The sequence below is a fragment of the Paenibacillus sp. FSL H7-0350 genome (assembly GCF_038593195.1).
Classification (GTDB): Bacteria; Bacillota; Bacilli; order Paenibacillales; family Paenibacillaceae; genus Paenibacillus_AQ.
In genome coordinates this window covers 1,858,135-1,882,304 of record NZ_CP151972.1, presented here as the reverse complement: position 1 = coordinate 1,882,304, position 24,170 = coordinate 1,858,135, and the positions used below count along the sequence as shown (strand labels likewise).

General features: G+C 53.1%; 22 protein-coding genes. 18 read left to right on the top strand and 4 right to left on the bottom strand.

The features are described from left to right. Positions 1-387 precede the first annotated feature (387 nt). The 5 genes from NYE24_RS08840 to NYE24_RS08820 all read left to right on the top strand — a co-directional run bounded on the left by NYE24_RS08840 (position 388) and on the right by NYE24_RS08820 (position 4,445). Positions 388-1,596, top strand: a complete 1,209-nt coding sequence (locus NYE24_RS08840) for a D-alanyl-D-alanine carboxypeptidase family protein (protein WP_235218506.1) — start codon at positions 388-390, stop codon at positions 1,594-1,596. A 235-nt stretch (positions 1,597-1,831) separates the two neighbouring features. After that, positions 1,832-2,185 carry an anti-sigma F factor antagonist gene (gene spoIIAA, locus NYE24_RS08835; RefSeq protein WP_036698267.1) on the top strand — a complete coding sequence of 118 codons (354 nt, stop codon included), beginning with the start codon at positions 1,832-1,834 and terminating at the stop codon, positions 2,183-2,185. Further along, positions 2,182-2,637: an anti-sigma F factor gene (spoIIAB, locus tag NYE24_RS08830; protein ID WP_036698265.1), complete on the top strand. Its 456-nt coding sequence runs from the start codon at positions 2,182-2,184 to the stop codon at positions 2,635-2,637. The genes spoIIAA and spoIIAB overlap by 4 nt, the downstream gene beginning before the upstream one ends. An 11-nt stretch (positions 2,638-2,648) precedes the next feature. Beyond that, the gene (sigF, locus tag NYE24_RS08825) at positions 2,649-3,404 is read left to right on the top strand and encodes an RNA polymerase sporulation sigma factor SigF (RefSeq protein WP_036698262.1); all 756 of its coding nucleotides are present in this window, start codon (positions 2,649-2,651) and stop codon (positions 3,402-3,404) included. Positions 3,405-3,905: 501 nt separating this feature from the next. Next, positions 3,906-4,445 (top strand): RNA 2'-phosphotransferase, encoded by a 540-nt coding sequence (locus NYE24_RS08820; RefSeq protein ID WP_342478493.1) that lies wholly within the window; start codon positions 3,906-3,908, stop codon positions 4,443-4,445. A gap of 102 nt (positions 4,446-4,547) precedes the next feature. Here NYE24_RS08820 and NYE24_RS08815 read toward each other — a convergent pair whose 3' ends face one another. After that, a complete protein-coding gene (locus NYE24_RS08815) occupies positions 4,548-6,887 on the bottom strand; it encodes a YDG domain-containing protein (RefSeq protein WP_342478492.1) in 2,340 nt (779 codons plus the stop codon). Between the two features lie 323 nt (positions 6,888-7,210). Here NYE24_RS08815 and NYE24_RS08810 point away from each other — a divergent pair, with 323 nt between their 5' ends. The 12 genes from NYE24_RS08810 to NYE24_RS08755 all read left to right on the top strand — a co-directional run bounded on the left by NYE24_RS08810 (position 7,211) and on the right by NYE24_RS08755 (position 20,517). After that, positions 7,211-8,812 (top strand): sigma-70 family RNA polymerase sigma factor, encoded by a 1,602-nt coding sequence (locus NYE24_RS08810; protein WP_342478491.1) that lies wholly within the window; start codon positions 7,211-7,213, stop codon positions 8,810-8,812. A gap of 235 nt (positions 8,813-9,047) precedes the next feature. Next, complete coding sequence (locus NYE24_RS08805) at positions 9,048-9,809, top strand: metallophosphoesterase family protein (protein WP_342479217.1); 762 nt, start codon at positions 9,048-9,050, stop codon at positions 9,807-9,809. Between the two features lie 85 nt (positions 9,810-9,894). Further along, positions 9,895-10,500: a TetR/AcrR family transcriptional regulator C-terminal domain-containing protein gene (locus tag NYE24_RS08800; RefSeq protein WP_036698255.1), complete on the top strand. Its 606-nt coding sequence runs from the start codon at positions 9,895-9,897 to the stop codon at positions 10,498-10,500. Positions 10,501-10,633: 133 nt separating this feature from the next. After that, positions 10,634-12,328, top strand: coding sequence for an oleate hydratase (locus tag NYE24_RS08795; RefSeq protein ID WP_076154384.1), 1,695 nt, complete (start codon positions 10,634-10,636; stop codon positions 12,326-12,328). A gap of 73 nt (positions 12,329-12,401) precedes the next feature. Beyond that, complete coding sequence (locus tag NYE24_RS08790; RefSeq protein WP_036698252.1) at positions 12,402-12,623, top strand: hypothetical protein; 222 nt, start codon at positions 12,402-12,404, stop codon at positions 12,621-12,623. 95 nt (positions 12,624-12,718) lie between these two features. Continuing rightward, the gene (locus NYE24_RS08785) at positions 12,719-13,030 is read left to right on the top strand and encodes a hypothetical protein (RefSeq protein WP_342478490.1); all 312 of its coding nucleotides are present in this window, start codon (positions 12,719-12,721) and stop codon (positions 13,028-13,030) included. Between the two features lie 275 nt (positions 13,031-13,305). Continuing rightward, positions 13,306-14,364 (top strand): iron ABC transporter permease, encoded by a 1,059-nt coding sequence (locus NYE24_RS08780; protein WP_036698249.1) that lies wholly within the window; start codon positions 13,306-13,308, stop codon positions 14,362-14,364. Positions 14,365-14,366: 2 nt separating this feature from the next. Beyond that, complete coding sequence (locus NYE24_RS08775) at positions 14,367-15,401, top strand: iron ABC transporter permease (RefSeq protein WP_036698247.1); 1,035 nt, start codon at positions 14,367-14,369, stop codon at positions 15,399-15,401. A gap of 27 nt (positions 15,402-15,428) precedes the next feature. Further along, a complete protein-coding gene (locus tag NYE24_RS08770; protein WP_076154382.1) occupies positions 15,429-16,469 on the top strand; it encodes an NAD(P)/FAD-dependent oxidoreductase in 1,041 nt (346 codons plus the stop codon). Positions 16,470-16,648: 179 nt separating this feature from the next. After that, positions 16,649-18,181 carry a spore germination protein gene (locus tag NYE24_RS08765; RefSeq protein WP_051493864.1) on the top strand — a complete coding sequence of 511 codons (1,533 nt, stop codon included), beginning with the start codon at positions 16,649-16,651 and terminating at the stop codon, positions 18,179-18,181. Beyond that, the gene (locus NYE24_RS08760; protein WP_342478489.1) at positions 18,171-19,376 is read left to right on the top strand and encodes a Ger(x)C family spore germination protein; all 1,206 of its coding nucleotides are present in this window, start codon (positions 18,171-18,173) and stop codon (positions 19,374-19,376) included. Before NYE24_RS08765 ends, NYE24_RS08760 begins: the two co-directional genes overlap by 11 nt. 34 nt (positions 19,377-19,410) lie before the next feature. After that, a complete protein-coding gene (locus NYE24_RS08755) occupies positions 19,411-20,517 on the top strand; it encodes a GerAB/ArcD/ProY family transporter (RefSeq protein WP_342478488.1) in 1,107 nt (368 codons plus the stop codon). Here NYE24_RS08755 and NYE24_RS08750 read toward each other — a convergent pair. The 3 genes from NYE24_RS08750 to NYE24_RS08740 all read right to left on the bottom strand — a co-directional run bounded on the left by NYE24_RS08750 (position 20,514) and on the right by NYE24_RS08740 (position 23,629). Then, positions 20,514-20,747, bottom strand: coding sequence for a hypothetical protein (locus tag NYE24_RS08750; RefSeq protein ID WP_342478487.1), 234 nt, complete (start codon positions 20,745-20,747; stop codon positions 20,514-20,516). The two genes, NYE24_RS08755 and NYE24_RS08750, sit on opposite strands and share 4 nt — an antisense overlap. Before the next feature lie 143 nt (positions 20,748-20,890). Beyond that, entirely contained in the window at positions 20,891-21,910 is a 1,020-nt protein-coding gene (locus NYE24_RS08745) for an ABC transporter substrate-binding protein (protein WP_051493892.1), read from the bottom strand. A 108-nt stretch (positions 21,911-22,018) separates the two neighbouring features. Next, positions 22,019-23,629: an AraC family transcriptional regulator gene (locus tag NYE24_RS08740; RefSeq protein WP_342478486.1), complete on the bottom strand. Its 1,611-nt coding sequence runs from the start codon at positions 23,627-23,629 to the stop codon at positions 22,019-22,021. Positions 23,630-23,757: 128 nt separating this feature from the next. Here NYE24_RS08740 and NYE24_RS08735 point away from each other — a divergent pair, with 128 nt between their 5' ends. Further along, entirely contained in the window at positions 23,758-24,117 is a 360-nt protein-coding gene (locus tag NYE24_RS08735; protein WP_036727434.1) for a (2Fe-2S) ferredoxin domain-containing protein, read from the top strand. The last annotated feature ends 53 nt before the right edge of the window (positions 24,118-24,170 follow it).

The following is a 24,170-nucleotide window of genomic DNA, read 5'->3' as shown; positions in this document are numbered from 1 at the left end:
TGAAGATACCTGGGAAAGCCTTTTTTTGAAATCTATATATTGAACTAATGTTTTTTATGTTTTGGAATAAAACTTGACTCCAGAGAAGTTTTGGGCTTCCGGCCGCTGTTGTTTACAGATTTCATGATTTTATACCGTTTTGAACGGTTGAAATCCGTAGACAAAGGCGGTCGCTAGCGCTCCTACAGTTCCAAAATTCCCCTCCGCCACTTTTCCTTAGCTAAAATTATTAGTTCAATCTATATAGTTTGAATTACAGTATGTATCTGTTTCACTAGATAGCTAATCCTTCTATTTCTCGCTGAACTGGAATAATTTCCTGCCATTCTGACGAAACTGGAACACAGTACCTGTGAAATGAAGGTTAAGTTCAGGAGGGGAACCATTGTGAGGAAAATTCGTTATGTAACGCTTGTGCTGTGCATTGCTGTGTCGGTTCTGGGAGGCGCTACAGGTGCCTGGGCCGAGGAAAAAGCCAAAGGCACCGCAAATTCCGGCAATGCCGGAGGGGCGGCTGCGGAGCTGGCGCCGGGGGCGCGTTCTGCCATTCTTATGGATGCAAGCACGGGCACGGTCATCTATGAGAAGAACAGCCATGATAAACTTCCGCCGGCCAGTATTACCAAGATTATGACCATGCTGCTGACCGTGGAGGCGCTGGACGAGGGCAAACTGCAGCTGACCGACAAGGTGCGGACCAGCGAGTATGCGGCATCGATGGGCGGTTCGCAGATTTTCTTAGAGCCGGGTGAGGAAATGACGGTGGACGATATGCTGAAGGGCATCGCGATGGCCTCCGGCAATGATGCTTCCGTAGCTATGGCGGAGAAAATCGCCGGCTCGGAGAGCGCCTTCGTCGATCTCATGAACCAGAGGGCGCAGAACCTGGGCCTGAAGGATACTCATTTCGCCAACTGCAACGGCCTGCCGGCTGCGAATCATTATTCCTCCGCGCATGATATTGCCGTCATTAGCCGGGAGCTGCTGAAGCATGAGCAGATTATCAAATACACCGGCTCTTATCAGGATTACCTGCGCAAAGATTCCACCAAGCCGTTCTGGCTGGTCAACACCAACAAGCTGGTGCGGTTCTACACAGGGGCTGACGGACTGAAGACGGGATATACGTCCGAAGCGAAGTTCTGTCTGTCGGCGACGGCGGCCAGAGACGGCCTGCGTGCTGTAGCGGTAGTGCTGGGCGAGCCGAACACCAAGACCCGTAACAGCGAGGTCTCAGCGATGTTCGACTACCTCTTTTCCCAATATAAATTGCATACGATTCACAAGGCAGGCGACACCATCGGCACGGTAAGGATTGAGAAGGGCGTGAAGTCGCAGCTGCCGCTGGTGGCGAAGGAAGACTATAGTGTGCTGCTCCGTAAAGGAGTGACTCAGGAGGGCATCCGCCACGAGCTGGTGCTGAATGAGCAGGTGAAGGCTCCGGTGGCTGAAGGCCAGACGGTCGGCAAGCTGGTGGTCTATCAGGGGAACGATGTGTTGAAGGAATATGAGCTGAAGGCAGGCGAAACGATCCCGAAGGCGGGCTGGTGGAAGCTGTTCAAGCGGGCCACGGGCGCTATGTTCACGAAGGATTAGAGGCTGCCGATCCATTTGATCTGCCAACCGCCGCACATGCTCCAGTATTTCACCTGTTCGTGATTTGTTCCTTTTTGTAGATTGAACTAGGGGCTTTGTGTAAGTTCTTAGGAGTTTTCTTCTAGTTTTGTCGTGAGGCAGGAATCCTCAATTGCGGTGTAGAAACCTTGTCCTTGTAGGGGAAAGAAATGGTTACAGGGCGGTTGTCCAAGCAACGAAGAGGAGAGTGGCAAGCATGAATTCTCATGTGGAGATGGAGCATCACCGGGGTGTGCTGATTGTCCGGTTGTCCGGGGAACTGGATCATCACGCAGCCGATTATGTACGTATGGATATGGATGAAGCAATTATGCGGGGCCAGGTGGAGCATCTGATCCTGAGTCTGAAGGAGCTGCAGTTCATGGACAGCTCGGGTCTCGGAGTGATTCTGGGACGGTACAAGCTGATCCGCAGTAAGGGCGGCAAAATGGCAGTCTGCGATGCCACAGCGCCTGTGAAGCGCCTGCTGGAAATGTCGGGCCTGTTCAAAATCATGCCCCTATATGACGACGAGAGCTCTGCACTCTCGGATTTGGAGGTCGCGTTATGACTAGTAGCGAAGCCCGTAACTTCATGAGTGTCCAATTTGCTGCGCTGTCTGAGAATGAATCTTTCGCGCGTGTCGTAGTGGCGGCCTTTGTCTCCCGGCTCGATCCGACGATGGAGGAGCTGAATGACCTGAAGACGGTAGTCTCGGAGGCTGTCACCAATTGTATTATTCACGGTTATGACAGTGATCCCGCTGGCGTTGTCAGTATATCCGCTTCGCTCGACAATGAGACCGTGCACCTGACGATTGAGGATAAGGGCCGGGGCATTGAGGATCTGGAGCTGGCCCAGCAGCCGCTGTATACCTCGAAGCCGGAGCTGGAGCGGTCAGGTATGGGCTTCACCATTATGGAGAATTTCATGGATGAATTCGAGGTTATCAGCGAACCGGGACGCGGAACCTCAATCTCCATGAAGAAAACCATTGTCTCGAAAAAAGCTTTATACAATTAGGGGTTGGAGCCATGGAAGCAGAATCAAAAAAAGCTCCGCCGACCTATTTGGACGATGCGGAGGTCAAACGTCTAATCGCGCTCAGTCAAGCAGGGGACCATACGGCCCGCGACACGCTGGTCAACTGCAATATCCGCCTCGTCTGGTCGGTGGTGCAGCGGTTTATGAACCGTGGATACGAACCGGATGATTTGTTCCAGATCGGCTGTATCGGACTGCTGAAGTCCGTTGATAAATTCGACCTCAGCTATGAGGTCAAGTTCTCCACCTATGCGGTGCCGATGATTATCGGCGAGATCCAGCGGTTCCTCCGCGATGACGGCACGCTTAAGGTCAGCCGCTCGCTGAAGGAGATGGCCAACAAGGTGCGCAAGATGAAGGATGAGATGTCCAAAACGCTCGACCGCCTCCCGACCATCGGTGAAGTGGCCGAAGCGCTGGGCGTCACGCCCGAAGAAATCGTCTTCGCCCAGGAAGCCAACAAGCCGCCGACTTCGATCCACGAGACCGTCTTCGAGAACGACGGCGATCCGATCACGCTGATCGACCAGATCGCCGACGAGTCGCAGGAGCGCTGGTTCGACAAGCTGGCCTTGAACGAGGCCATCGGCGCTCTAAGCGAGCGCGAGCGTCTGATCGTGTATCTGCGCTATTACCGCGATCAGACCCAGTCCGAAGTCGCCAGCCGCCTCGGTATCTCGCAGGTGCAGGTGTCGAGGCTGGAGAAGAAGATCCTCGCGAACATCCGCGAGCAGATTGCGCAGTAAGGGTGGAAGTTACAGCGCGTCTCGGCTGATACGCCCGTTGATAAGCAGCAGCGGGTGGCGTATACCGTAGAGTGGCATCGGTTGCAACGGGTATGTTGAAACATTAGGTAGAGGCAACAGTTCAGTACGTCCGATACAGCAGTCGGGTTAACTGTAGTGCTTAGCAAGAGTTAAGTATGTGATGTACAGTGACGGGTGCAAGGCGGGCCGCCCCTTAGAGGGGCGGCTTTTTGCGTGCGCTCACAGTGAGACTAAGTACCACCACGATCATTGTGCTACCCGGACTCAGATTCCCTTATTCGGCCCAAATGTCTCTTTTTAGAGCTGAAACGGACTCAGTGGAGCTTATCTTGTCTATCCAGCTCCTAATCAAGCGAACTGCAGCCACATAGCGGCATCTGAGTCCGCGCATTTCATATATCCGCCGGATTAGGCTAAACTCGTAACAATCGATGATTTTGACAACTTACAAGACAAAATAACTATGGAGGACTAAAGCCAATGGATTATGCGAAGCTCAGCAAAGAGGTTTCCTACGCCCTGCGTCACGCGCCGTGGGAATATGAACTGGAATTGGATGAACAGGGGTGGGTGGATATTGAACAGCTGCTTCACTCGCTGCATCAGGACAAGAAGTGGGAAGCAGTCGGTGCAGAGGATCTGGACAAAATGATCGCAGCATCGGATAAGCAGCGGCATGAGCTTGCGGAGGGTAGAATAAGGGCGCTGTATGGTCACTCGGTCCCGCGAAAAATAATCAAGCAGGCTGAAACGCCGCCCCCTATTCTGTACCATGGAACAGCCAGGCAATGGGTAGAGACGATTCTGCACGAAGGACTGAAACCAATGAAGAGGCAGTATGTTCATTTCTCGGTGGATACGGATACAGCCAAGCTGGTGGGAGGTCGCAAGGATTCAAGTCCTGTAATCTTAACCATAGATGCCGGGCGGGCCGCACAGGAAGGAATTAAGTTCTACCACGGAAATCATAATATCTGGCTGGCGGACCCTATTCCACCTCAATTTATTGCTGGTTTGTAACCTGCTCTAAGCAATCAATGCACTACAATAAAAGCGCCCCAGCCAGCCAGTTCACGGCTCGCGGGACGCTTTTATTAATACCATGTGATCACAGATCTCTGCTTAAGGCGCTACAATCGCACCTGTTGAAATCATATAATTACCGGGTGTCAAATAGTTGCCGGCATCTTCGCCGGATAAGGTGTAGACAACAGTGATGAGTTTGCCGCTGCCGACAGCAGCATCGCTGTATGTTGCTGTTGCACTGACTGTGACATCATCGCCAGGAATGACTCCGATCAGGGTGCCGGGGGTGAACTGGACCGATGTATTTCCATCATAGATCTTGGATTCTGTAATCACTGGTGTTGTAATGTTGAGCTGTAAAGCAGTGATAATACCTGTATTAATGGTGTAGCTAACTGGTGGAATATAGTTACCCGCATCTGCTCCTGTTAAGGTGTAGGAGATGGTGATGATTTTGTTCACTCCCACGTTAGGAGTGTCATAGGTACCGGCGGCATGCACGGTCACATCATCCCCTTCAATAATATCGGTTACAGCACCGACAATCACTGCCGCTGTTGTAGTTCCGTCATAGACTCTGGAGCGTGTGATCTGATCCCGGTCAATCTCGCCATTGGTAACGATGTAGCTCACAGGTGCAATATAATTGCCTGCATCTGCTCCGCTAAGCGTATAGACTACAGTTATGGTCTTGCCCGTCCCAATGGCAGATGTATCATAGTTGGCAACGGCGCTCACAGTGACATCTTCCCCGGGAACTACCCCTAGAAGCTGTCCGGGAGTCACCGCTGCTGCTGTTGTTCCGTCCTTGAACTTCGCCAAGGTCAAATTCGTAGCTTTGATGGTTAACGGATGGAGTGCGATGCTGCCCGTATTCACGATATAGGGAGCGGGTGCAAGATAGCTGGCTGCTTGCGCTCCGCTTAATGTGTAGGTAACGGTTATAGTCTTGTTCACCCCAAGCGCTGCGCTGTTGTAGGCAGCAGAGGCCTGCACATTAACATCGTCACCGCTCAGCACACCGGTCAGCGAATTTGCGGTTACTGCTGCTGAGGCAGTGCCGTCATAGGTTTTGGACTCCGTCAAGGAGGCGGGAAGCCCTATGGTCAGCTCAATCACTCTAACCTCAATCGTGCTGGAAGGGGCCGAGATATTGCCGGAGCCATCTACAGCATACACAACATAATGACCGGCAGGCAGACCTTGCGTATTCAGCGGGGAATAGACGGAGGCGGTTACCGCCAGCTTTTTACCCAGAGCAGCATGAACAGAATCATCCAGACCGGTTGCAGTTCCGGCCACTGTGGAGGGGACCAGATACAAGTAACCCGCTTCGTTGCTTGTTCCGTATACATTATCTCCTACAGTAACCGCTCCAAGGGTCACACTGGTAAGTAAAGGGGCTGACGTATCGCCTGGATTAGGAGTAGGTGCTGGTGTAGGAATTGGCGTAGGAACTGGTGTAGGAACTGGTGTAGGAACTGGTGTAGGAACTGGTGTAGGGACTGGTGTAGGAACTGGTGTGGGAACTGGTGTGGGAACTGGTGTAGGAACTGGTGTGGGTTCTGGTGTAGGAACTGGTGTAGGAATTGGTGTGGGTTCTGGTGTAGGAATTGGTGTAGGGACTGGTGTAGGTATTACTGTAGGTGTAGGTGTCGCTACTGGTGTAGCTGTAGGCGCAGCCGTTGGATCGGAAGGGACATAGGTGCTCCGAACCGGCGTAGGTGTAGCAGTTGGTGTGGCTGTTGGACTAGCTGCCGGTGAGGTGGTTGCTGAAGGTGTGTCTCCACCATTTCCAGGAGTACTGGCTGGAGCCTCCTCAATAACTTTGGTGCGTGTTAAGGACACTACGGCTTCCGCACGGGTAATATCCCTGCCGGGTCTGAAGCTGTTATCTTCCGAGTAACCCTTCATGACTCCTGACGCAGCCACGGCATTGACAGAATCCAGTGCCCAGGCGGCAATATCCTTGGAATCGCTGAAAAGAGCACCGGTCTTAGCGGCATCCAGCTTCAACAACCGGTTGATGATCACTGCGGCTTCCTGTCTGCTGATCGTCTTGCCGGTACCGATGGTACCATCTGAATATCCGCTGATATATCCGGCTTTCACCGCTTTGGCAACCTCGGTGTAGGCCCAGTTGCTTGCAGAGAGATCCTTATAGGCCACAGGTGCCGTCTCGGTGAATCCGAAGGCGCGGTTGATGAGCGCCATGAATTCTGATCTTTTCAGACTATTGTCCGGTTTGAAGCTGCCGTCGGCATATCCCTGAATGAAGCCTTTTTCAACCCAATCTGTAACCTCGCCTTGTGCCCAGTGGCCTGTGATGCCTGTTAAAGAAGGTGCCGAAGCACCTAGAGCTGTCTCCAGGGGAGTAAATAGTGTGGTTGCTATCATTAGTGTGGAAAGAAGAAGCATGCCGGGTCTATGGTTCAATGTGACGCCTCCTGAAAGTGTATTATCTTCGCTAACATAGGCCAGGGGGTATTGCTAGACATCCTCCGGTGCAACAGTTTTGGCCTTCATGATGGGTTAAATGAAATAATAGTAACATATATTATTAAAAATTAATTAAAATAAATATAATCTTTGGAAATTTAATTTTTCAAAATTTAAACCTAACATTGGTCAATTAATTCAGGCTATGAAATAGGTGGATTTGTTCCTTTCTGGAGCCTTATTTGTAACCTTTCTCCCCCTTAATGGCACTTAGTAGTGTAACGTGATCAAGACATACAGAAATGAGGTTCGGTAGACAGATGCAACAGTGGATTGAACGAGTGCAGCAGGGCGATGCCGAAGCCTTCCGGGAGCTTAGCGGGCATGTGCGGGGGATGGCTTACGTAGTGGCCTACGATATGCTCAGCGATGTACAGCTCGCGGAAGACGCGGTGCAGGAAGCCTTGCTGGAGGCGTATATGAATCTTGGCAGCCTTCAGGAGCCGGCCGCGTTCCCGGGATGGTTCAAAACGATCGTGGTCAGGCAATGCCACCGGCTGCTGCGGCGTAAGACAGAGACAACCCTGCCTCTGGAGGCAGCGGAGCAAGTGCCCGGGTCATCCCCCGGTGCAGCGGAGATTGTTGAATACCGGGAATGGACACAGGTGCTGCACAATTCAGTGTCGGAATTGTCCGCCAAGCTGCGGGTACCGCTGCAATTGTTCTACTTCTACGGGTACTCGCTTCAGGAGATTTCCGTGTATCTGGGTCTTCCCGTCGCTACGCTGAAGAAAAGGCTGTATGACGGCAGACGCAAGCTGAAGGGCGCTTTACCTGTTGCCGATCTGGCTGCTGCATTTCATCTGTTACATGAAGGGGGAGCACGTATGCTGCATATTGTGAATGGTGACACGGTGGGAGATAAGCTGAAACGGGGAATTGTCCAGGGAGAGGTGCTGGTGTGGAGAGAGATCTATTCGGCAGGGCCGATCTTCACCGATCCGGCGGCAGAGAAGAATCGGCTGCTGCGGGCTGAGGTACTACAGGGCACGATGGGTATTCCGGCGGCTGAATATCTGGCGGGCTGTGCGGAGCAGGAGCGCAGAATTAGCGGATTCCGCCAGTATGATGAGGTGGTGCTGTGGTTTGAGCATGATCTCTTCGACCAGAGTATGTTGGCCTACCTATTACACTGGTTCAATGGGCAAAATCTGGGCAATACGAAGCTGAGCCTGCTCTGCATCGGAGAATTCCCCGGGATTGAGCTGTTCCATGGTCTGGGACAGCTGACGGAAGCCCAGCTTAGCACCCTGCCGGGAACCTGGCGGAAAATTGGCCGCAAGGAGCTGCAACTGGGGAGCCTGCTGTGGGAGGCATACGCGGCTGCCGATCCAAGCGAGCTGGCTGATCTGCTTGCAGCGAAGCGGGAGGAGCTGGCGGGGGGCACGCTTGTTTTTGCCTATGATGCCTTCATGGCCCATCTCTCCCGCCTGCCTTCCGTAGAGAATGGACTCGGCATTGTCGAACAGACCACTCTCCAAGCTGTAGCTGGCGGTATGGATACGCCGCTTAAGCTGTTCCGTCAGGTTACGGATCAGCTCCACCGGCTTGGCATGGGCGATACGGAATACTGGAAGATCCTGCGCACACTTACAGCCGGAAAACAGCCGCTGCTTGAAATCGAGGGTGCGTCAGAGCTAACAGATTACAGGGAAGTACCGGAATTCCTGCACCGCAGCGTTACGCTGACTGGATGGGGGGAGCAACTGTTGGCCGGAGCAGCCGACCGCTTACAGCTGCAAAGTATCGATGAATGGTTCGGCGGCCTGCATCTGAAGGGTCATGACGTCTCTTGGCGCTGGGACCGCGCTGCGGGACAGCCTGTAAGCACCCGTCATCCGCACGGACGGAATAGAATGTAATCAGGAGGTTTCCCTGCTAAGCTGAACGCTTGGCGGGTGAACCTCTTTTTGTTTTTTTAGAAAATTATTAATTCAGTTTGTTGTGGAGCAGGAGTGTTAAAACCAATGTATGTCAAAAACCGAATACAATCGGTCAGTGTGAGGCGCGTGGGCCAAATGTTCACCGCAGCGCCGACCATGCTGCAAGTTCAGCTCTGGAGTGCGCCTGATGCTCTATATAGTATAATAGTTTCAACTGAAAAAGGAGGAGAGCGGCATCAGAACATTAGTAATCAGTGACATCCACGGCTGTATAGAGGAATTCAACCTGCTGCTCCGCCGGGCGGAGTATAACCCCTCCAGGGATCAATTGATCCTGCTGGGCGATTATGTGGACAGAGGACCGGACAGTAGGGCGGTCGTGGAACAGGTGAAGCGGCTTGCCGAGGCAGAGGGGGTTATTGTGCTGCGGGGCAACCATGATCAGATGGCCTGCGATGCGTTGGCGGGAGAGGATGATAAGCGGGATACCCACTGGATTACGAATGGGGGATTCCACACCCTGCTAAGCTATTGCGGAGGCCGGGATTCGGTCCTGCTGCACCCGGATTCAGGCTGGAGGGACTATACAGAGATGAAGCGGTTCATGCGTACGGAGTATAAGGAGCACCTGGATTTCTTGGGTTCGCTGCCCTATTACTATGAGACGCAGACCCATCTGTTCGTTCATGCGGGCATTGATCCTTCCCTTGCCGACTGGCGGACCCAGCGGGAGTATGATTTTATCTGGATTCGGGAGCCTTTCTACAATCATCCTGTTACTTCTACGGAGAAGACGGTCGTATTCGGTCATACCTCTACGGTAGATCTGCAGGACGGGGCAGGAGTCTGGTTCAGTCTGCTGGGTGACAAAATAGGCATCGACGGCGGCTGTGTGTACGGGGAGCAATTGAATTGTCTGGAGATTAGTGAAGAAGGATATAAGACCTATGCGGTCAGGCTTGGCGAGCGCGAGTAATAAGGGCTGCGAAGCAGACGGGGTGAAAACAAACTCATAAATGGTTATAATTGGAATATCAAATCCGAATGTTTAGGAGGAAGAAATGTCCAATTCACTTTTAACGAAGAACGCGTTAGCCCGGTCCCTGAAGAAGCTTATGCTCACAAGGCCGCTGAATAAAATAACGATCCAGCAGCTCACAGCGGATTGCGGGGTGACCCGCCATACGTTCTATAATCATTTTCAGGATATCTATGAGCTGCTCGGCTGGATCTACAAGTCAGAAGTAATTGAAGGACTGGATCAATACTGCTGCTGGGCGGGCTGGAAGCAAGGGTTCTTAAGCGTCCTGCGCTATACCGTAAATAACAAAACCATCTGTCTGAATACCTTCCATTCGCTGGGACGCGAGCATCTGGAGCAATTCCTGTACGGAGTGATTTACCGCGTCATGATCAGCGTAGTGGAGGAGCTGGACAGGCAGGCGTGGCCTGGACAGGAGCAGATCCCAGAACCTGTAAGAGTACAGGCCAGACTCGATATAGCCGATTTCTACACGCTGGCCATCCTTGAACAGGTGATCCACTGGCTCAGAGCAGGAGCGAATACAGATCCGGCCGGAGTGGTGGACAAGGTATCGCGGATTATGGACGGATGCATTGCCCGGGGGCTTGAGCATTATCAGTCTGCGGTGCACCCGGCGAAGTAATGACACAATGTCCGGCGGATGTGTAATCCCTAGACAGTAGCGTCCGGCTGTCCATAGAATCCCTGATTCACGGCGGGTATAGTGAAGGCAGTTAGCAGGCACTTATCCCCTGATCAAGGAAGGAAGAGGACACATGGGTACATATCAAAGAATTCATCCGCAGGTACAGGAAGGCATCGCTTCACGCAAGGCTTATCTCGTCGGAGGAGGAATCGGCTCCCTGTCGGCGGCGGCATTCCTGATCCGTGACGGGCAGATGCCCGGCCGGAATATTCATATTCTGGAGCAATCATCTATATACGGCGGTTCCATGGACGGGGCGGGCAATGCCAAGGACGGCTACAGCGCCCGGGGCGGACGCGAGATTGAAGAGCACTTCGAATGCTTCATGGAGCTGTTCGGCTTCATCCCTTCCTTGAGCAATCCGGACCGGACGGTGCTGGATGCATTCCGGGAGCTGAACCTGGCAGAACCGATTGAATCGCATTGCCGTCTGGTTGAAAAGCAAGGCACCCCCGCCGACTTCTCCTCGCTTGGACTTTCAACCGCACATGCGCTGCAGTTAGGCAAGCTGACGCTGGCTACCGAAGAGAGACTGGGCGCGGTGACGATTGAGCAGTTTTTTGATCCGAGCTTCCTGGAGACGAATTTCTGGTATTTCTGGCGCTCCATGTTCGCCTTCGAGAACTGGCATAGTGTGGTTGAGGTCAAGCGTTATATGGAACGGTTCATGCACCTGATCTCCGGGATGAACCAGCTGAAGGGGATTCTGCACACCGAATACAACCAGTTCGACTCGCTGATCCTGCCGCTGATGAAGTGGCTGGAGCGTGAGGGCGTTCAGTTTGACAAAGGGCACCAGGTCACGGATCTGGAGCTTGATATCAAGGGGGATGAGAAGGTTGTAACCGCGATTCAGGTGCTGGTGAACGGTTCGCCGAAGACGATTCCGGTGACACGCGGGGATCTGGTCATGGTCACGAACGGCTCAATGACAGAGAATTCTACCGTTGGCGATCTGGACCATCCGGCGGTGCTGAACCGCTCCGTTACAGAACGCGGCTGCTGGAGCCTCTGGGGCAAGCTTGCTGCTAAGTCCCCGGATTTCGGCCGTCCCGAGGTGTTCTGCGGGGATATCGACAAGTCCAAATGGCTGTCATTCACGATGACTTTTACCGATGATGAGATTGTATTCCCTTATCTGCTGGAACTGACGGGAGATGCTCCCGGCATGGGTGGGGTGGTGACGATCAAAGACTCCAGCTGGATGATGTCCTGGACCGCACCCAAGCAGCCGCATTTCATCAACCAGCCGGACAATGTGAAGGTGCTGTGGGCGTATGGCCTGTTCCCGGATGCCGAGGGCGACTATATTAAGAAAAAAATGAGCGACTGCACCGGACGTGAGCTGCTGGAGGAACTGTGCTACCATATGGGGCTTGCGGACCGCATTCCCGAGATTCTGGAGCATACCACGAATGTCATCCCATGTATGATGCCTTATATCACTGCCCAGTTCATGCCGCGTGTTCTTGGCGACCGTCCGCAGGTCGTGCCGCAGGGGAGTGTGAATCTGGCCTTCCTCGGCCAGTTCGCCGAAGTCCCGGATGACTGTGTGTTCACGGTGGAGTATTCGGTCCGCTCCGCGATGATGGCTGTATATGAGCTTTTGAAGCTGGAAAAAGAAGTGATTCCCGTCCATCCGAGTAAATATGATGTCCGTGTGCTGCTGACCGCGCTCCGCACCTGTCTGGGCAACAAGCCGCTGCCGCTCGATAAGACGCTCGGTGAGCTGCTGGCGGGAACGGTACTCTCGAAATTGATCTAGCTTCCAGGATTCGACAGGATTCGTACGCAGATTATGATACATTTAGATTAAAACTTTCTGCGGAGGAACCCTGATGAAGAGAATTTTGAGCCGGATCGCACTTGTACTGCTGCTTATGACCTTTGCAGCCATTGTATTGTGCTTCTATTTCAACCAGTTTACCTATGCCTATGGTCTGATTGTAGTGCTGCTGTTGATCTTTGGTGCCATGGGCCAGCTCTATAAGCTGAAGAATGATGAATATATGTACTCCAAGCTGAACAAGAGAGACGTATACGAGGATTACACGAGGTAGCTGATTCCGCTGTACAGGCATGCGAGGGGACCGGCAGACATAGGATGGTAATAAGCAAGCGCTTAACCATTCAGTCACTGCAGGAGGAGAATCGAGTGAACGAGAGACTGGCGGCTGTTATTCTGCGGATTGATGGAATTGCTACGGATATTCTTGTACCGCTGCGCCGTAAGACCATTAATGAAGCGGCTGTGCTTCAGCTCTATGAGGCGCTGGATGAGACGTATGCTCTGATGGAGCATGAGCGGCAGATTGACCGGGAACTCGCTGCCATCCTCTTCCAGCTCTATTCACAGCTGGTAACCCAATCTAATTACGTATATGACAAAAGCCTCTTCGTGCCGCATATCGGCAAGCTGCAAGGGTACATCCGCAAAATATTTGGCGGTACGCTTCAGAATGTATAGAAATCAAATAACAGCCAATCTGACAGCCTATGCTCCAGCTACATCTCTAACAGGATGGAACCGGGAGGATAGGCTGTTTTAAAAATATAAGCGTATTTATATGTTTCACATGATAAATTATCCATCTATTTCTCGCTGAAACGGTACCGTCCTTTAAAAGGACGGTAAAGCGTTTCCACTTGTTTATTTTTTTTGTCCATTGCCAAACCTTGACCTGTTCCTTTACAATATTATAATGATAATGAGAATCAATTTCAAAGAAACAGGTGACATTCATGAATCATCAGGAAGTGTCCGGGAGCGGGCTGGATCAGAAGGCAGAGCGGCTGAAGCTGCGGTCCCGTCCCTGGGCGGCAACACTAATTCTTATTGGCGGCTTGATTGCGTTGGCGCTTGGTATTGCTATATCCGTATCGTTCGGGGCCGCAGATATTAAGCTGTCGGTCGTATGGACCGCAGTCTTTCATTTCAATCCCGATATTACCGACCATCAGATCATCCGCGAGCTTAGGCTGCCGCGTGTGCTGGGCGGTGTAATGGTGGGAGCCGGCCTCGCTGTGGCAGGAGCTATTATGCAAGGGATGACCCGCAATCCGCTGGCGGATTCGGGATTGATGGGCATTAACTCTGGAGCGGGCTTTGCGCTGGCGGTCTGCTTTGCATTTTTTCCGGGATTGCCGTTCATGTATCTCATTCTTTATTCCTTCGTTGGCGCCGGAGCGGGAGCGGGAATTGTCTATGGAGTAGGCTCACTGGCGAAGGGAGGGCTAACCCCGGCCAGGCTCGTATTGGCAGGTGCTGCCCTCAGTGCGCTGCTCTCGGCGCTAAGTGAAGGCATCGCTCTGTATTTCCGGATCGGACAAGATCTCGCTTTCTGGTACGCCGGCGGTCTGGCCGGAACGAAGTGGTTCCAGCTGCAGATCATGTCTCCATGGGTCATAGCGGCTATCCTCGGAGCCATTGTGCTGTCCCGTTCGATTACAATGCTCAGCCTGGGTGAGGATATTGCCAAGGGGCTTGGGCAGCGTACAGGGCTGGTGAAATTGGCAGGAACGCTGATTGTCCTGATTCTGGCCGGAGCCTCTGTAGCTGTAGTAGGAGCTGTAGGGTTCGTCGGCCTGATCATCCCCCATCTGACCCGCTATCTGGTCGGTGTGGATTACCGCTGGATTATTCCCTGCTCTGCGGTGCTGGGTGCGCTGCTGGTGGTCGGGGGCGATCTCACCGCCCGGATGATCAATCCGCCGCATGAAACGCCGGTGGGTGCGATTATAGCGCTGATTGGGGTACCGTTCTTCCTGTATCTGGCCCGAAAAGAAAGAAGGGAGCTGTAAAGATGCAGAGCCATAAGATAATTTCTTCAGAAGATGCAAGGCGTAAGCATGGCCTCAGGGTGATCGGCGTGCTGGCTGTTCTGATTGTGATCATGTTCATTATAAGTGTGAATACAGGATACATAAGACTTACTCCGCTTGAACTGCTGGATACGCTGGTCGGCAAGGGAACGGAGAAGCAGGAGCTGATTCTGTTCCAGTTCCGCCTGCCGCGGATTGTCATTTCTCTGTTAATTGGTACCGCACTTGCCGTATCCGGCGCGGTGATGCAGGGGGTCTTCCGCAATGATCTGGCCGATCCGGGCATTCTCGGCATTAATGCCGGGGCCGGACTGATGGTCATGCTGCTGATTTCCTTCTACCCGACGACCTCGGCGGCACCGGTCTATCTGCTGCCCGTGGTGGCCTTTGCCGGGGCGGCCTGTACTGCCGCTCTGATCTACAGTCTTGCCTACAAGCGGCATCAGGGCATCTCGCCGATCCGGCTGCTGCTTACAGGGGTCGCTGTGGCGGCGGGCATGAGTGCGGCGATGATTGTGCTGACGCTTCGCCTTGACCCGGACAAGTATCAGTTCGTTGCCACCTGGCTGGCGGGCAGCATCTGGGGCACAAGCTGGAAGTTTGTCTTGTCCCTGCTGCCCTGGATTGTGATTCTGCTGCCTTATGTCATCTACAAGGCACGGGTGATGAATGTACTTAATCTGGGCGAGCAGACAGCGACAGGACTCGGTGCTAATGTGACCAGAGAGCAGTTCCGACTGCTGGCAGCGGCGGTCGGACTTGCGGCCTCCAGCGTAGCGGTCAGCGGCGGCATCGGCTTCGTCGGGCTGGTCGGTCCGCATCTGGCACGGCGGCTGGTCGGACCGAAGCATCAGCTGATGCTGCCCGCCTCAGCGCTGATCGGCGCGCTGCTTGTTATTGCGGCGGATACGATCGGGCGGCGAATACTGCAGCCGTCCGAGATTCCTACCGGCATTGTGGTAGCTGTCATCGGCGCTCCATACTTTCTGTATCTTCTGGCCCGTACCAAATCTTAAATACAACCAGACTTTGGAGGGATATCAATGAATGAATCAATGGAATTATACGATGTGACGATTATTGGCGGCGGCCCCGCAGGCATGTATACAGCGTTCTATAGCGGAATGAGGGATTTGAAGACCAAGCTGATTGAAGCGAAGGATGAGCTGGGCGGCAGAATGCTGATCTATCCCGAGAAGATGATCTGGGATGTCGGAGGAGTAACACCTATTCTCTGCCGCCAGTTAATTGACCAGCTGGCAGAGCAGGCACGCACCTTCGATCCTACCATTGTATTTGGACAGCAGATTGTTCACCAGGCCCGCCAGGAGGACGGAACGTATATCCTGACCTCAGCCACAGGCGAGCAGCACTGGACCCGTACCGTTATTCTCACCATCGGATACGGTATTCTGCAGATGGCGAAGCTGGAGATTGAAGGCGCGGACCGCTATGAGGTGACGAACCTGCACTACACGGTACAGGAGCTGGAGCCCTTCCGCGGCAAACGGGTGCTGATCTCGGGCGGCGGGGATTCCGCAGTGGACTGGGCGAATGAGCTGGAAGGGATTGCCGCCAGTGTAACCGTGGTACACCGCCGGGAGCAGTTCGGCGGGCATGAGAAGAATATTGCCCGGATGAAGGCCTCCTCGGTGGATGTGCGTGTGCCTTGTGCGGTAAGCCAGCTGCACAGCAGTGACGGAGAGCAGATCGATCAGGTGACCGTCTGCCATATTCAGACCGGGGAGCATGAGCAGCTTGCGGTCGATGCCGTCATTGTCAACCACGGGCTGAGAAGCGACTTCGGTCCGCTGAAGGACTGGGGGCTGGATATGGGAGAGTGGTGTGCGAACGTCAGCGGGAAGCTGGAGACGAATCTCCCGGGTATCTTCGCTGCCGGAGATTTCGTGGATCATGAGAGCAAGGTAAGGCTCATTGCCGGAACGTTCACCGATGCGGTGCTTGCCCTGAACAGCGCGAAGCTGTACATGGACCCTACCGCTGAGAAGGTAGCCTACGTCTCCTCCCATAATGACCGGTTCAAGGAGAAGAACAAGGCACTTGGCGTAGCAGATAACCACTAGCATTCCTCCATCAGAGATAACAGCCGGTGTATCGGCGTTATATCATAAGCTATATTTGTACAAGCTGTCCCTAATACGGATTATTCCGTACCGGGGACAGCTTGTTCTGCTTTTACATATTCCATATGCTGTATAAAAAAAGGATAGCGGGCGAATAGTAAGAGCCAGGAGGTGCGGATATGGAGAATATAAATTCGCCGGTCTCCCCTAAGCTGGAAGACAACATCAGTACCATTCAAGCAAGGCTCGGGAACAGCCCCGATTTGGTTATACGCACCTATGAATTAATTAATAGAACAGCCCATGTGGCTGCAGTATATATCGCTGGCATAACAGACAGAGTGATGGTCGATGACTATATCTCGCATGTCATGTCCTTTCAAGCTCTGAATGACCGTGCGCGGCTTGCGGTAACTCCAGAAGAAGTCTACAGCTATATTAAAGAGAATGCCCTTAGTATCGGCAAGGAGAAGCTGGTTACAGATATTAACGGGCTGCTGGAGGCGCTGCTCTCGGGTGATACAGTTATTCTGGTGAACGGAGTGGGGGGAGGCATTAGTGGAAGTACCTGCGGCGGGGAATCCCGCGCGGTTACGGAGGCAGGCACCCAGGTCGCTATCCGCGGCTCCAAAGAAAGCTTCACGGAGACCATCAGCACGAATATTGCCCTGGTCCGCAAAATCATCAAGAACCCGGACCTCTGGACTGAAACGATGAAGCTGGGTGATGTCACCCACACTGATATCACGATTATGTATATCCGCGGCATTGCTGATGAAGAGACGATTCAAGCGTTCAAGGACAAGCTTCAGGAGATTAAGGTCGATATGATTCTGGAGTCGGGATATATCGAACAGATCATAGAGGACAATAAATATTCCCCGTTCCCCACCATATTCAATACGGAGCGCCCGGATAGTGTGGCAGCCAATCTGCTGGATGGACGGATAGCTATCTTCGTGGACGGTACCCCGTTTGTCCTGATTGCCCCTACCACCTTCTTCATGTTCTTTCATACGGTGGAGGATTACTACCAGCGGTATGATATCTCCTCGCTGATCCGGATGCTCCGGTTTGTGTGTCTGGTCATTTCGATGTATGGTCCGGCGATCTTCGTCGCTGCGCTGAACTTCCATCAGGAGATGATTCCAACCCCGCTGCTGATCAATCTGGCATCACAGCGGGAGGGGGTGCCGTTCCCTGCCTTTGTTGAAGCGGTTCTCATGGAGGTAACCTTCGAGATTATCCGGGAAGCAGGGATCCGTATGCCTTCGCCGATCGGCCAGACTGTGTCCATCATCGGCGGTCTCGTGCTCGGGACAGCAGCGGTTCAAGCAGGGATCGTCTCGCCGGCGATGGTAATTGTGGTCTCTCTCACAGGAATTTCCAGCTTTGCTACACCTGCCTTCAACATGGCGCTCTCCATCCGCATGCTGCGGTTTTTTATCATGGCAATCGCCGCATTTATGGGGCTGTATGGCATTGCCATATTCACTATTATGCTGATTGCCCATCTGTGCAGTCTGCGCTCGCTCGGGGTTCCTTACATGACTCCTATCGGTCCCTTCGTTCCGGGGAATCTGAAGGATACCTTCATCCGCTCCCCACAGAGCTTCACGAGGCTCAGAAAGCGGCTGGTCAACAATAGCAGCCGTTCTTCAGCCTCTCCCGCAGGGAAAGAGGCCGCCGGGAGGGAATCTGATGAAGGGTAAGGGGCTGCTGCGCCTGATTGCCGTAGCGGTGCTGATCCTGCCGCTTGGCGGCTGCTGGAACAGCCGGGAATTGAATGAGCTGGCCATCGTAAGCGGCATAGGGATGGATCTTGTCCCGGAGACAGATGAATACCGGGTCACCTTTCAATTGGTCAATCCGTCTTCAACATCTACAAGTAACTCTCCCGGAAGCGGCAAGCCTGCTGTAGTGGTGGTGTCGGCAACCGACAAAACGATGTTCGGCGCATTGCGGCGGGCGTCGAAGCATGTGACCCGCCAGCTTTTTTTTGCCCACACCCAGCTTATTGTGCTTGGAGAGTCCCTGGCGCGGGATGGGATTAACGATATCTTCGACATCTTCGAGCGGTCCCATGAGCTGCGGCTCAATTCAGAAATACTGGTCGCCCGCGGCAGCGATGCCGCGTCCGTCCTGAAGCTGCTGACCCCTGTAGAGAGTCTCCCGGCTCTGGGGCTGGTCAAAAAAGCGCAGAATACCTCCAGAGTCTGGGGGGAGAACCGGCCGATCAGCGTATTCGATGTCATTCACGGCATTACAGGAGAAGGCGATCTGACGATCAATGCGGTGAAGATCAAGGGGGACGCTGAGGAAGGGAAGAAGAAAAGTAATCTGGAAGGGTCTGAGACCCTGACCGAGACGGTGATGAACGGGCTAGGGGTGTTTAGGCAGGGGAAGCTGCTTTATTGGATGAAGGACTCAGAAGCACGGGGAACCGAGTGGCTGCTTAACCAGATAGAAGAAACAGTGATCAATATTGATGCGGATGATAAAAAAGAGTCCGTAGCCGTCAATATCATCTATTCCAGAACGGAAGTAAAGATCACGATGGAGGGGGGGCTTCCGGTCTTTCATGTGACAATTGCGGAGGAGGGGAGCGTCAATGAAACGGACAGCTACGTGGATCTTAGCAAGCGGGAAGAAATCATGAAGCTTGAACGGGGGCTGGAGAAGAAGACGAGGATCGACGTCACGCAGGCTTTTCAGAAGGGGCAGCAGCTTGAGAGTGATATTTTCAATTTCGGCAATGAGCTGAAAAGGACGAATCCGCAGGAATGGGCGGCACTGGACGGGGACTGGGGCCCAATCTTTGCTAAAGGAAGGCTGGACCTTAAGATCATGGCTTACATCCGCAGTACCGGCATGAGTCTGAAACCCTATATTCCCGAAGGTAAATAATTGGCTTAACCGCAGAAACCAGGTGATTTATGTTATGAAAAAAGAATTGATCGGCCCCAATCAGCTGCTTGCATTGATCATTTTGTTTGAGCTGGGGACTGCCGTGCTTGTCCCCATCGGCTTAGAGAGCGGCCATTCAGTCTGGCTCGCTATTCTGTTTGCCCTTCCCGGAGGCATCCTGCTGTATCTGGTGTTCGCACATCTCTATCTTCAGTTCCCGAACCAGATTATAAGCGGTTATATACGCACCATTCTAGGGCCATGGCTGGGCTGGCCGGTAAGTCTGCTGTTCCTGCCGGTGATTCTCTATAACGGATCGAGAAACCTGCGGGAGGCGGGGGATCTGCTGATCTCGGCGTCCTATGACAAAACCCCGATTCTGATTATTAATTCCATCATGATTATTGCTGTGATGTATATTCTGAGAAAAGGGATAGAAGTGTTCGCCAGGACCGCCGAAATTGTCCTGTGGATCGTGATCATAATGGGGTGCATCTGTATTTCCGCTGTAATCTCAGCCGGGCTGGTGGAGTACAGAAATCTGTTTCCGCTTCATATGGGCGATTATAAGCAAGCCTTGAAATCAGCCTATCCCAGCATCCTGATCTTTCCGTTCGGCGAGCTAATGTGCTTCACCACCATTCTGCCCCACTTCAACAAATCCCGGAAAATCAAGAAAACAGGTATCGCAGCGATTATTGTCAGCGCCTGCCTGCTGAGCTTCACCCATGCCATTGAGATGGCAGTGCTGGGAGAGAACCTCTACAGCCGGACCGCCTTTCCCATGTTTACGACCATTACCCTTGTGAATTTGGCCAATTTCATCCAGCGGCTGGATGCCCTTGTCGTCCTTACACTGATTATCGGGGCATTCTTCAAGCTGACCGTCTACTGTTATGCTGCTGTCGCGATAGCAAATGATCTGTTCAAGGTGAACGATACAAGCAGGCTGGTTATTCCGGCAGCCGTGATTATGCTGTTCAGCTCTTTTGTCAGCGCACAGAATTATCCCGAGCATATGAATGACGGGAAGACCTTTCTGATGACGATTCTGCCGGTATTCTGTGCGGTGATTCCCATCCTGCTGCTGCTGATTCATCGAGTCCGGCGTAAGTTCGGCTTGTACCGTCAGCAGAATTAAGACGATTTGCGGCGGGAGTGACGGTCCTTAGTGGCATGGACGGCGACCTGGATGAACGGGAGGAGCAGGAAGATCGTGATACATATCCCTTCCTGCAGTGTAGTTGTGGCAAAGACGGTCGCGAGCGAATGAATGGAGGCAGGCAGGCTGATACCGGACATCACATCAATGATGACTATTAACGTAAGTGTAAGAACAGCGAACAGGACATAGATGCTGATAATCTTCATGGCGGGTCTCCTTATGCACCGCAAAATGATTTGCCGGTTCCGGCGAGGCGGGCTACAGATATTATCTCCGAGTAATGGATAGGGTAAACGCCAAAAGCTGCCGGAAGCCATTCAAGGCTCCAGGCAGCTTGATCATTACTCTATTATTGTGGTGTCGAGGTCAGCCAATCGGCCAGCTCCTCCGTCTGGGCCAGAACGGCAATCGGATCATAATACCAGGAGCGCTCTTCTTTCCATACATAGATCTTCCCGTTCTTGACCGCCGGCAGACTGCCCCAGATCGGGTCTGCCTGGAAGTCTTGAGCAGTCCAGGTATTGTCGGTGATGACCAGATAATCACCCGCATACTTGCTCAGAGTCTCGGCGGATAATTCAGCCCACTGCTTCTCCATAATTTCAGCAGCCACTCCAGCCGGCGGCTTGCGCCCCAGCGCCTGATAGATGGGTTGGCCTCCGCGTCCGAAGTTGTCCCCATAGACCCAGGTGGATTTGTCTGCATGCTCGAGAATGCTGAAGGTGGCCCCGGCAGGAACGGCTGCATCTACACGGGCCTTGGCGTCAGCAATCCGCTTATCGTAATCAGCCAGCCATGCTGCTGCCTCCTGCTCCTTGCCCAGTAGCTTGCCGAAATAGGTCAGCTCTTCATGTGCATTCTTCAAATCACCGTACGGCACAATAACCGTTGGGGCAATCTGGCTGAGTGCGGCATAGCTGTCTGCATTGCCTGAGATAATTAAGTCGGGATTCAGCGCGAGGATATTCTCCGGTGACATTTTACCGTATGTGCCGGTATCGGCGACTCCTGTCAGGAATTCCTTGAAGTACACATTCTCCAGTGTAAGCCCCGGAGCACCGACCGGAATCGTATCCAGTGCAATCAAGCTGCCCAGATATTCCTCGGCCACAATCCGCTGCGGTGCTGCCGGCACCTCAATATCTCCATTCACAGTTGTCACAGTATGGAAAGCCGGAGCTGTGGTGGCAGCAGCCTTCTCCGGCTGAGGAGTGGAGTCGGGTGCTCCAGTAGCATTAGCTGAAGCAGCACCACTGCTGGTAGTAGAGGTGTTGTTTCCACAAGCCGAGGCCATAAGAGTCAATGCCAGAAGCAGAGTTACTACGATCCAATGCTTCAGGTGGATGTTGCGTGAACGTAAATACGGGATCTTCAAGAGGTTGCCTCCTTAATGTAGAACGATTATCATTCTCAATAACACTTTACAGAGTTTGCCCGGATTAGACTATGGCTGAATGTGATGTCCGGCTATGTAAATTTATGATGTCAGCGCCTGCACCAGGACCTTCAATTGCGCTTCGGAGGAGAGGGGGTCGAAGCCGTAGAACATGCAGGGCTGATTCAGGAAATAGATTCTTCCGCCTGGAGAATCATCGGTATGATGTTGGTGTACAGGGTGAAGTAAGCTCTGCAGCGGCTCCAGCGCTTCAGCAGCCTCCCTGCTTGAGGTAATGAAGATATGGTCAGCGGGGTAGCGGGCAATGTTATGGAAGGCGATCTCCAGGTAGCCCTTCTCCAGCAGTCCCTCGGCAACGAGGCCAAGCGGCGGGCGGAAGCCAAGATCATGATACAGAATCTGTGCTCCGCGGCCGTAACTGCTGCTGAAGCAGTAGGCCGCCTCTGTGCCAAGCTCCAGGACTATGGCGGTCCCCCGGTCACCGATCCGCCGGTCCAGCATCTGGTTAGCCTGGTGACAATGCCAGTCATAGAGGCTTAGCCAGGCCTCTGCCTGCGGCTGGCGTCCGGTCACCTCGGCAATCAGGCGGAATTGCTCCCGCCAGTCCATTTGCATGAAGGGAATCTCAATCACCGGTGCGACGGACAGGAGCTGCTTGCTCTTGTCAGGCAAGGAGTAGCTGATAATGACATCCGGCCGGGCGGACGATAGACGTTCATAAAGACCTGAGGAGCTGATTCCTTCATCCAGCAGTTTCTTCCTGGAAGGAACGGGCTGCAGGCTCTCCATCCAGGCCGAATAGACTCCCAGCCTGGGAACGACTTCGAGCGCATGGAGACTGGCCGTATGATTGAAGTTCAGCGAGACTACGGATTTGCTCTTACGGTGATAGGATGATGGCGAAATTCCTACGACCTGCTTGAATTTGCGGCTTAAATAGGTACCTTCGCTGTACCCTACCTCAAGCGCCAGCGTACTCAGATTCGGGGCTCCTGTAAGGATACGCTGCTGGGCCTTGCGGATGCGCAACAGCGTTATGTATTGGTTGAAGGTCTGTCCGGTGAACTTGCGGAAGCTCCGGGAGAAATGCTCCGGAGTGATTCCGGCAAGCCCGGCAGCCTGTTCTCTCGTCAAATCTTCATTATAATGGGATTCTATATATTGCAGGATACGGTCAATCCACTGAGAGGGCGGCTCTGCGTACTCCGCAGAACTGTCATATAGCTCACTGAGCAGCTCCGTGAACAGAGCTTGCAAGGCAAACGGCTTGCGCTGCTCCGGCTGGTTCCAGTCGCTAAGAAGCTGCACAGCAAGCGTGCTTACGTGGGACGGACAGCTTCGGACCGGCTGACGATGGTTCAGCGGGCTGAACGTCCGGATGTTGCCGGAGATCGCCGCATATTCAATCCATACACCCTGCAGCTTATGGCTGCGGGGCAGCGTGATATCCACCGAACTGTCACTGTACAGAATATGACCGCCGGATAGACGGATGCGTTCGCCATCCAGCTCGATGACTTCGCTTCCTCTGGTGATCACCACCAGGAATGAGGTGAAGGGCTGAGTGGGATTGTCCCCGTTAAAGGAGGCTTGATCCAGTGCCATTACACGTACCGGAATATAAAAGCTGTGAGGATTAGGCAATGAACGGCCGGCATTTCGCGTCTGCATATTTTGAGTCACTCTTTTCATGGGTGATAATCATTCTCAATGATAGTATAACAGCCTTTCCTTCTATTGACGATCCCCGAAAAGGGGGTTAGAGTTTAGGGTTATAGGGCAAGCAGGGTATTGTTGTAATTGAAGGGGGCGGAACTGTCATGACAACCTGGAATCTGCAAGGAACGGTCAGCCATCTGCTGATTTGTAACGGAAGTGACTGCAAGAAGCACAAGGGCGAAGAGGTAGCGGAAGCGATTGAGGATGAGATTACGAAACAAGGGGCAGACGCGCTGATACATACAACAGTAACCCGCTGCAACGGAAGATGCTCGGATGCCTGTGTGGTGATCTCCTACCCCGAAGGCGTATGGTACAGGGATGTCACCCCTAAGTCTGCCAAAAGCCTGGTGCGCAAGGTGCTGAAGGGAGAACAGCTCGAAGAGAATCTGCTCTATACCTATGAAGAAGGCTTCAAGGCCGCTACCCCCAAGGGTGCCAAAGGTAAGAAGAAGAAATGACATAAGAGGCTTAGTACAGCCCGCTGCCGGAATTCTCCGGCTCCGGGCTGTTT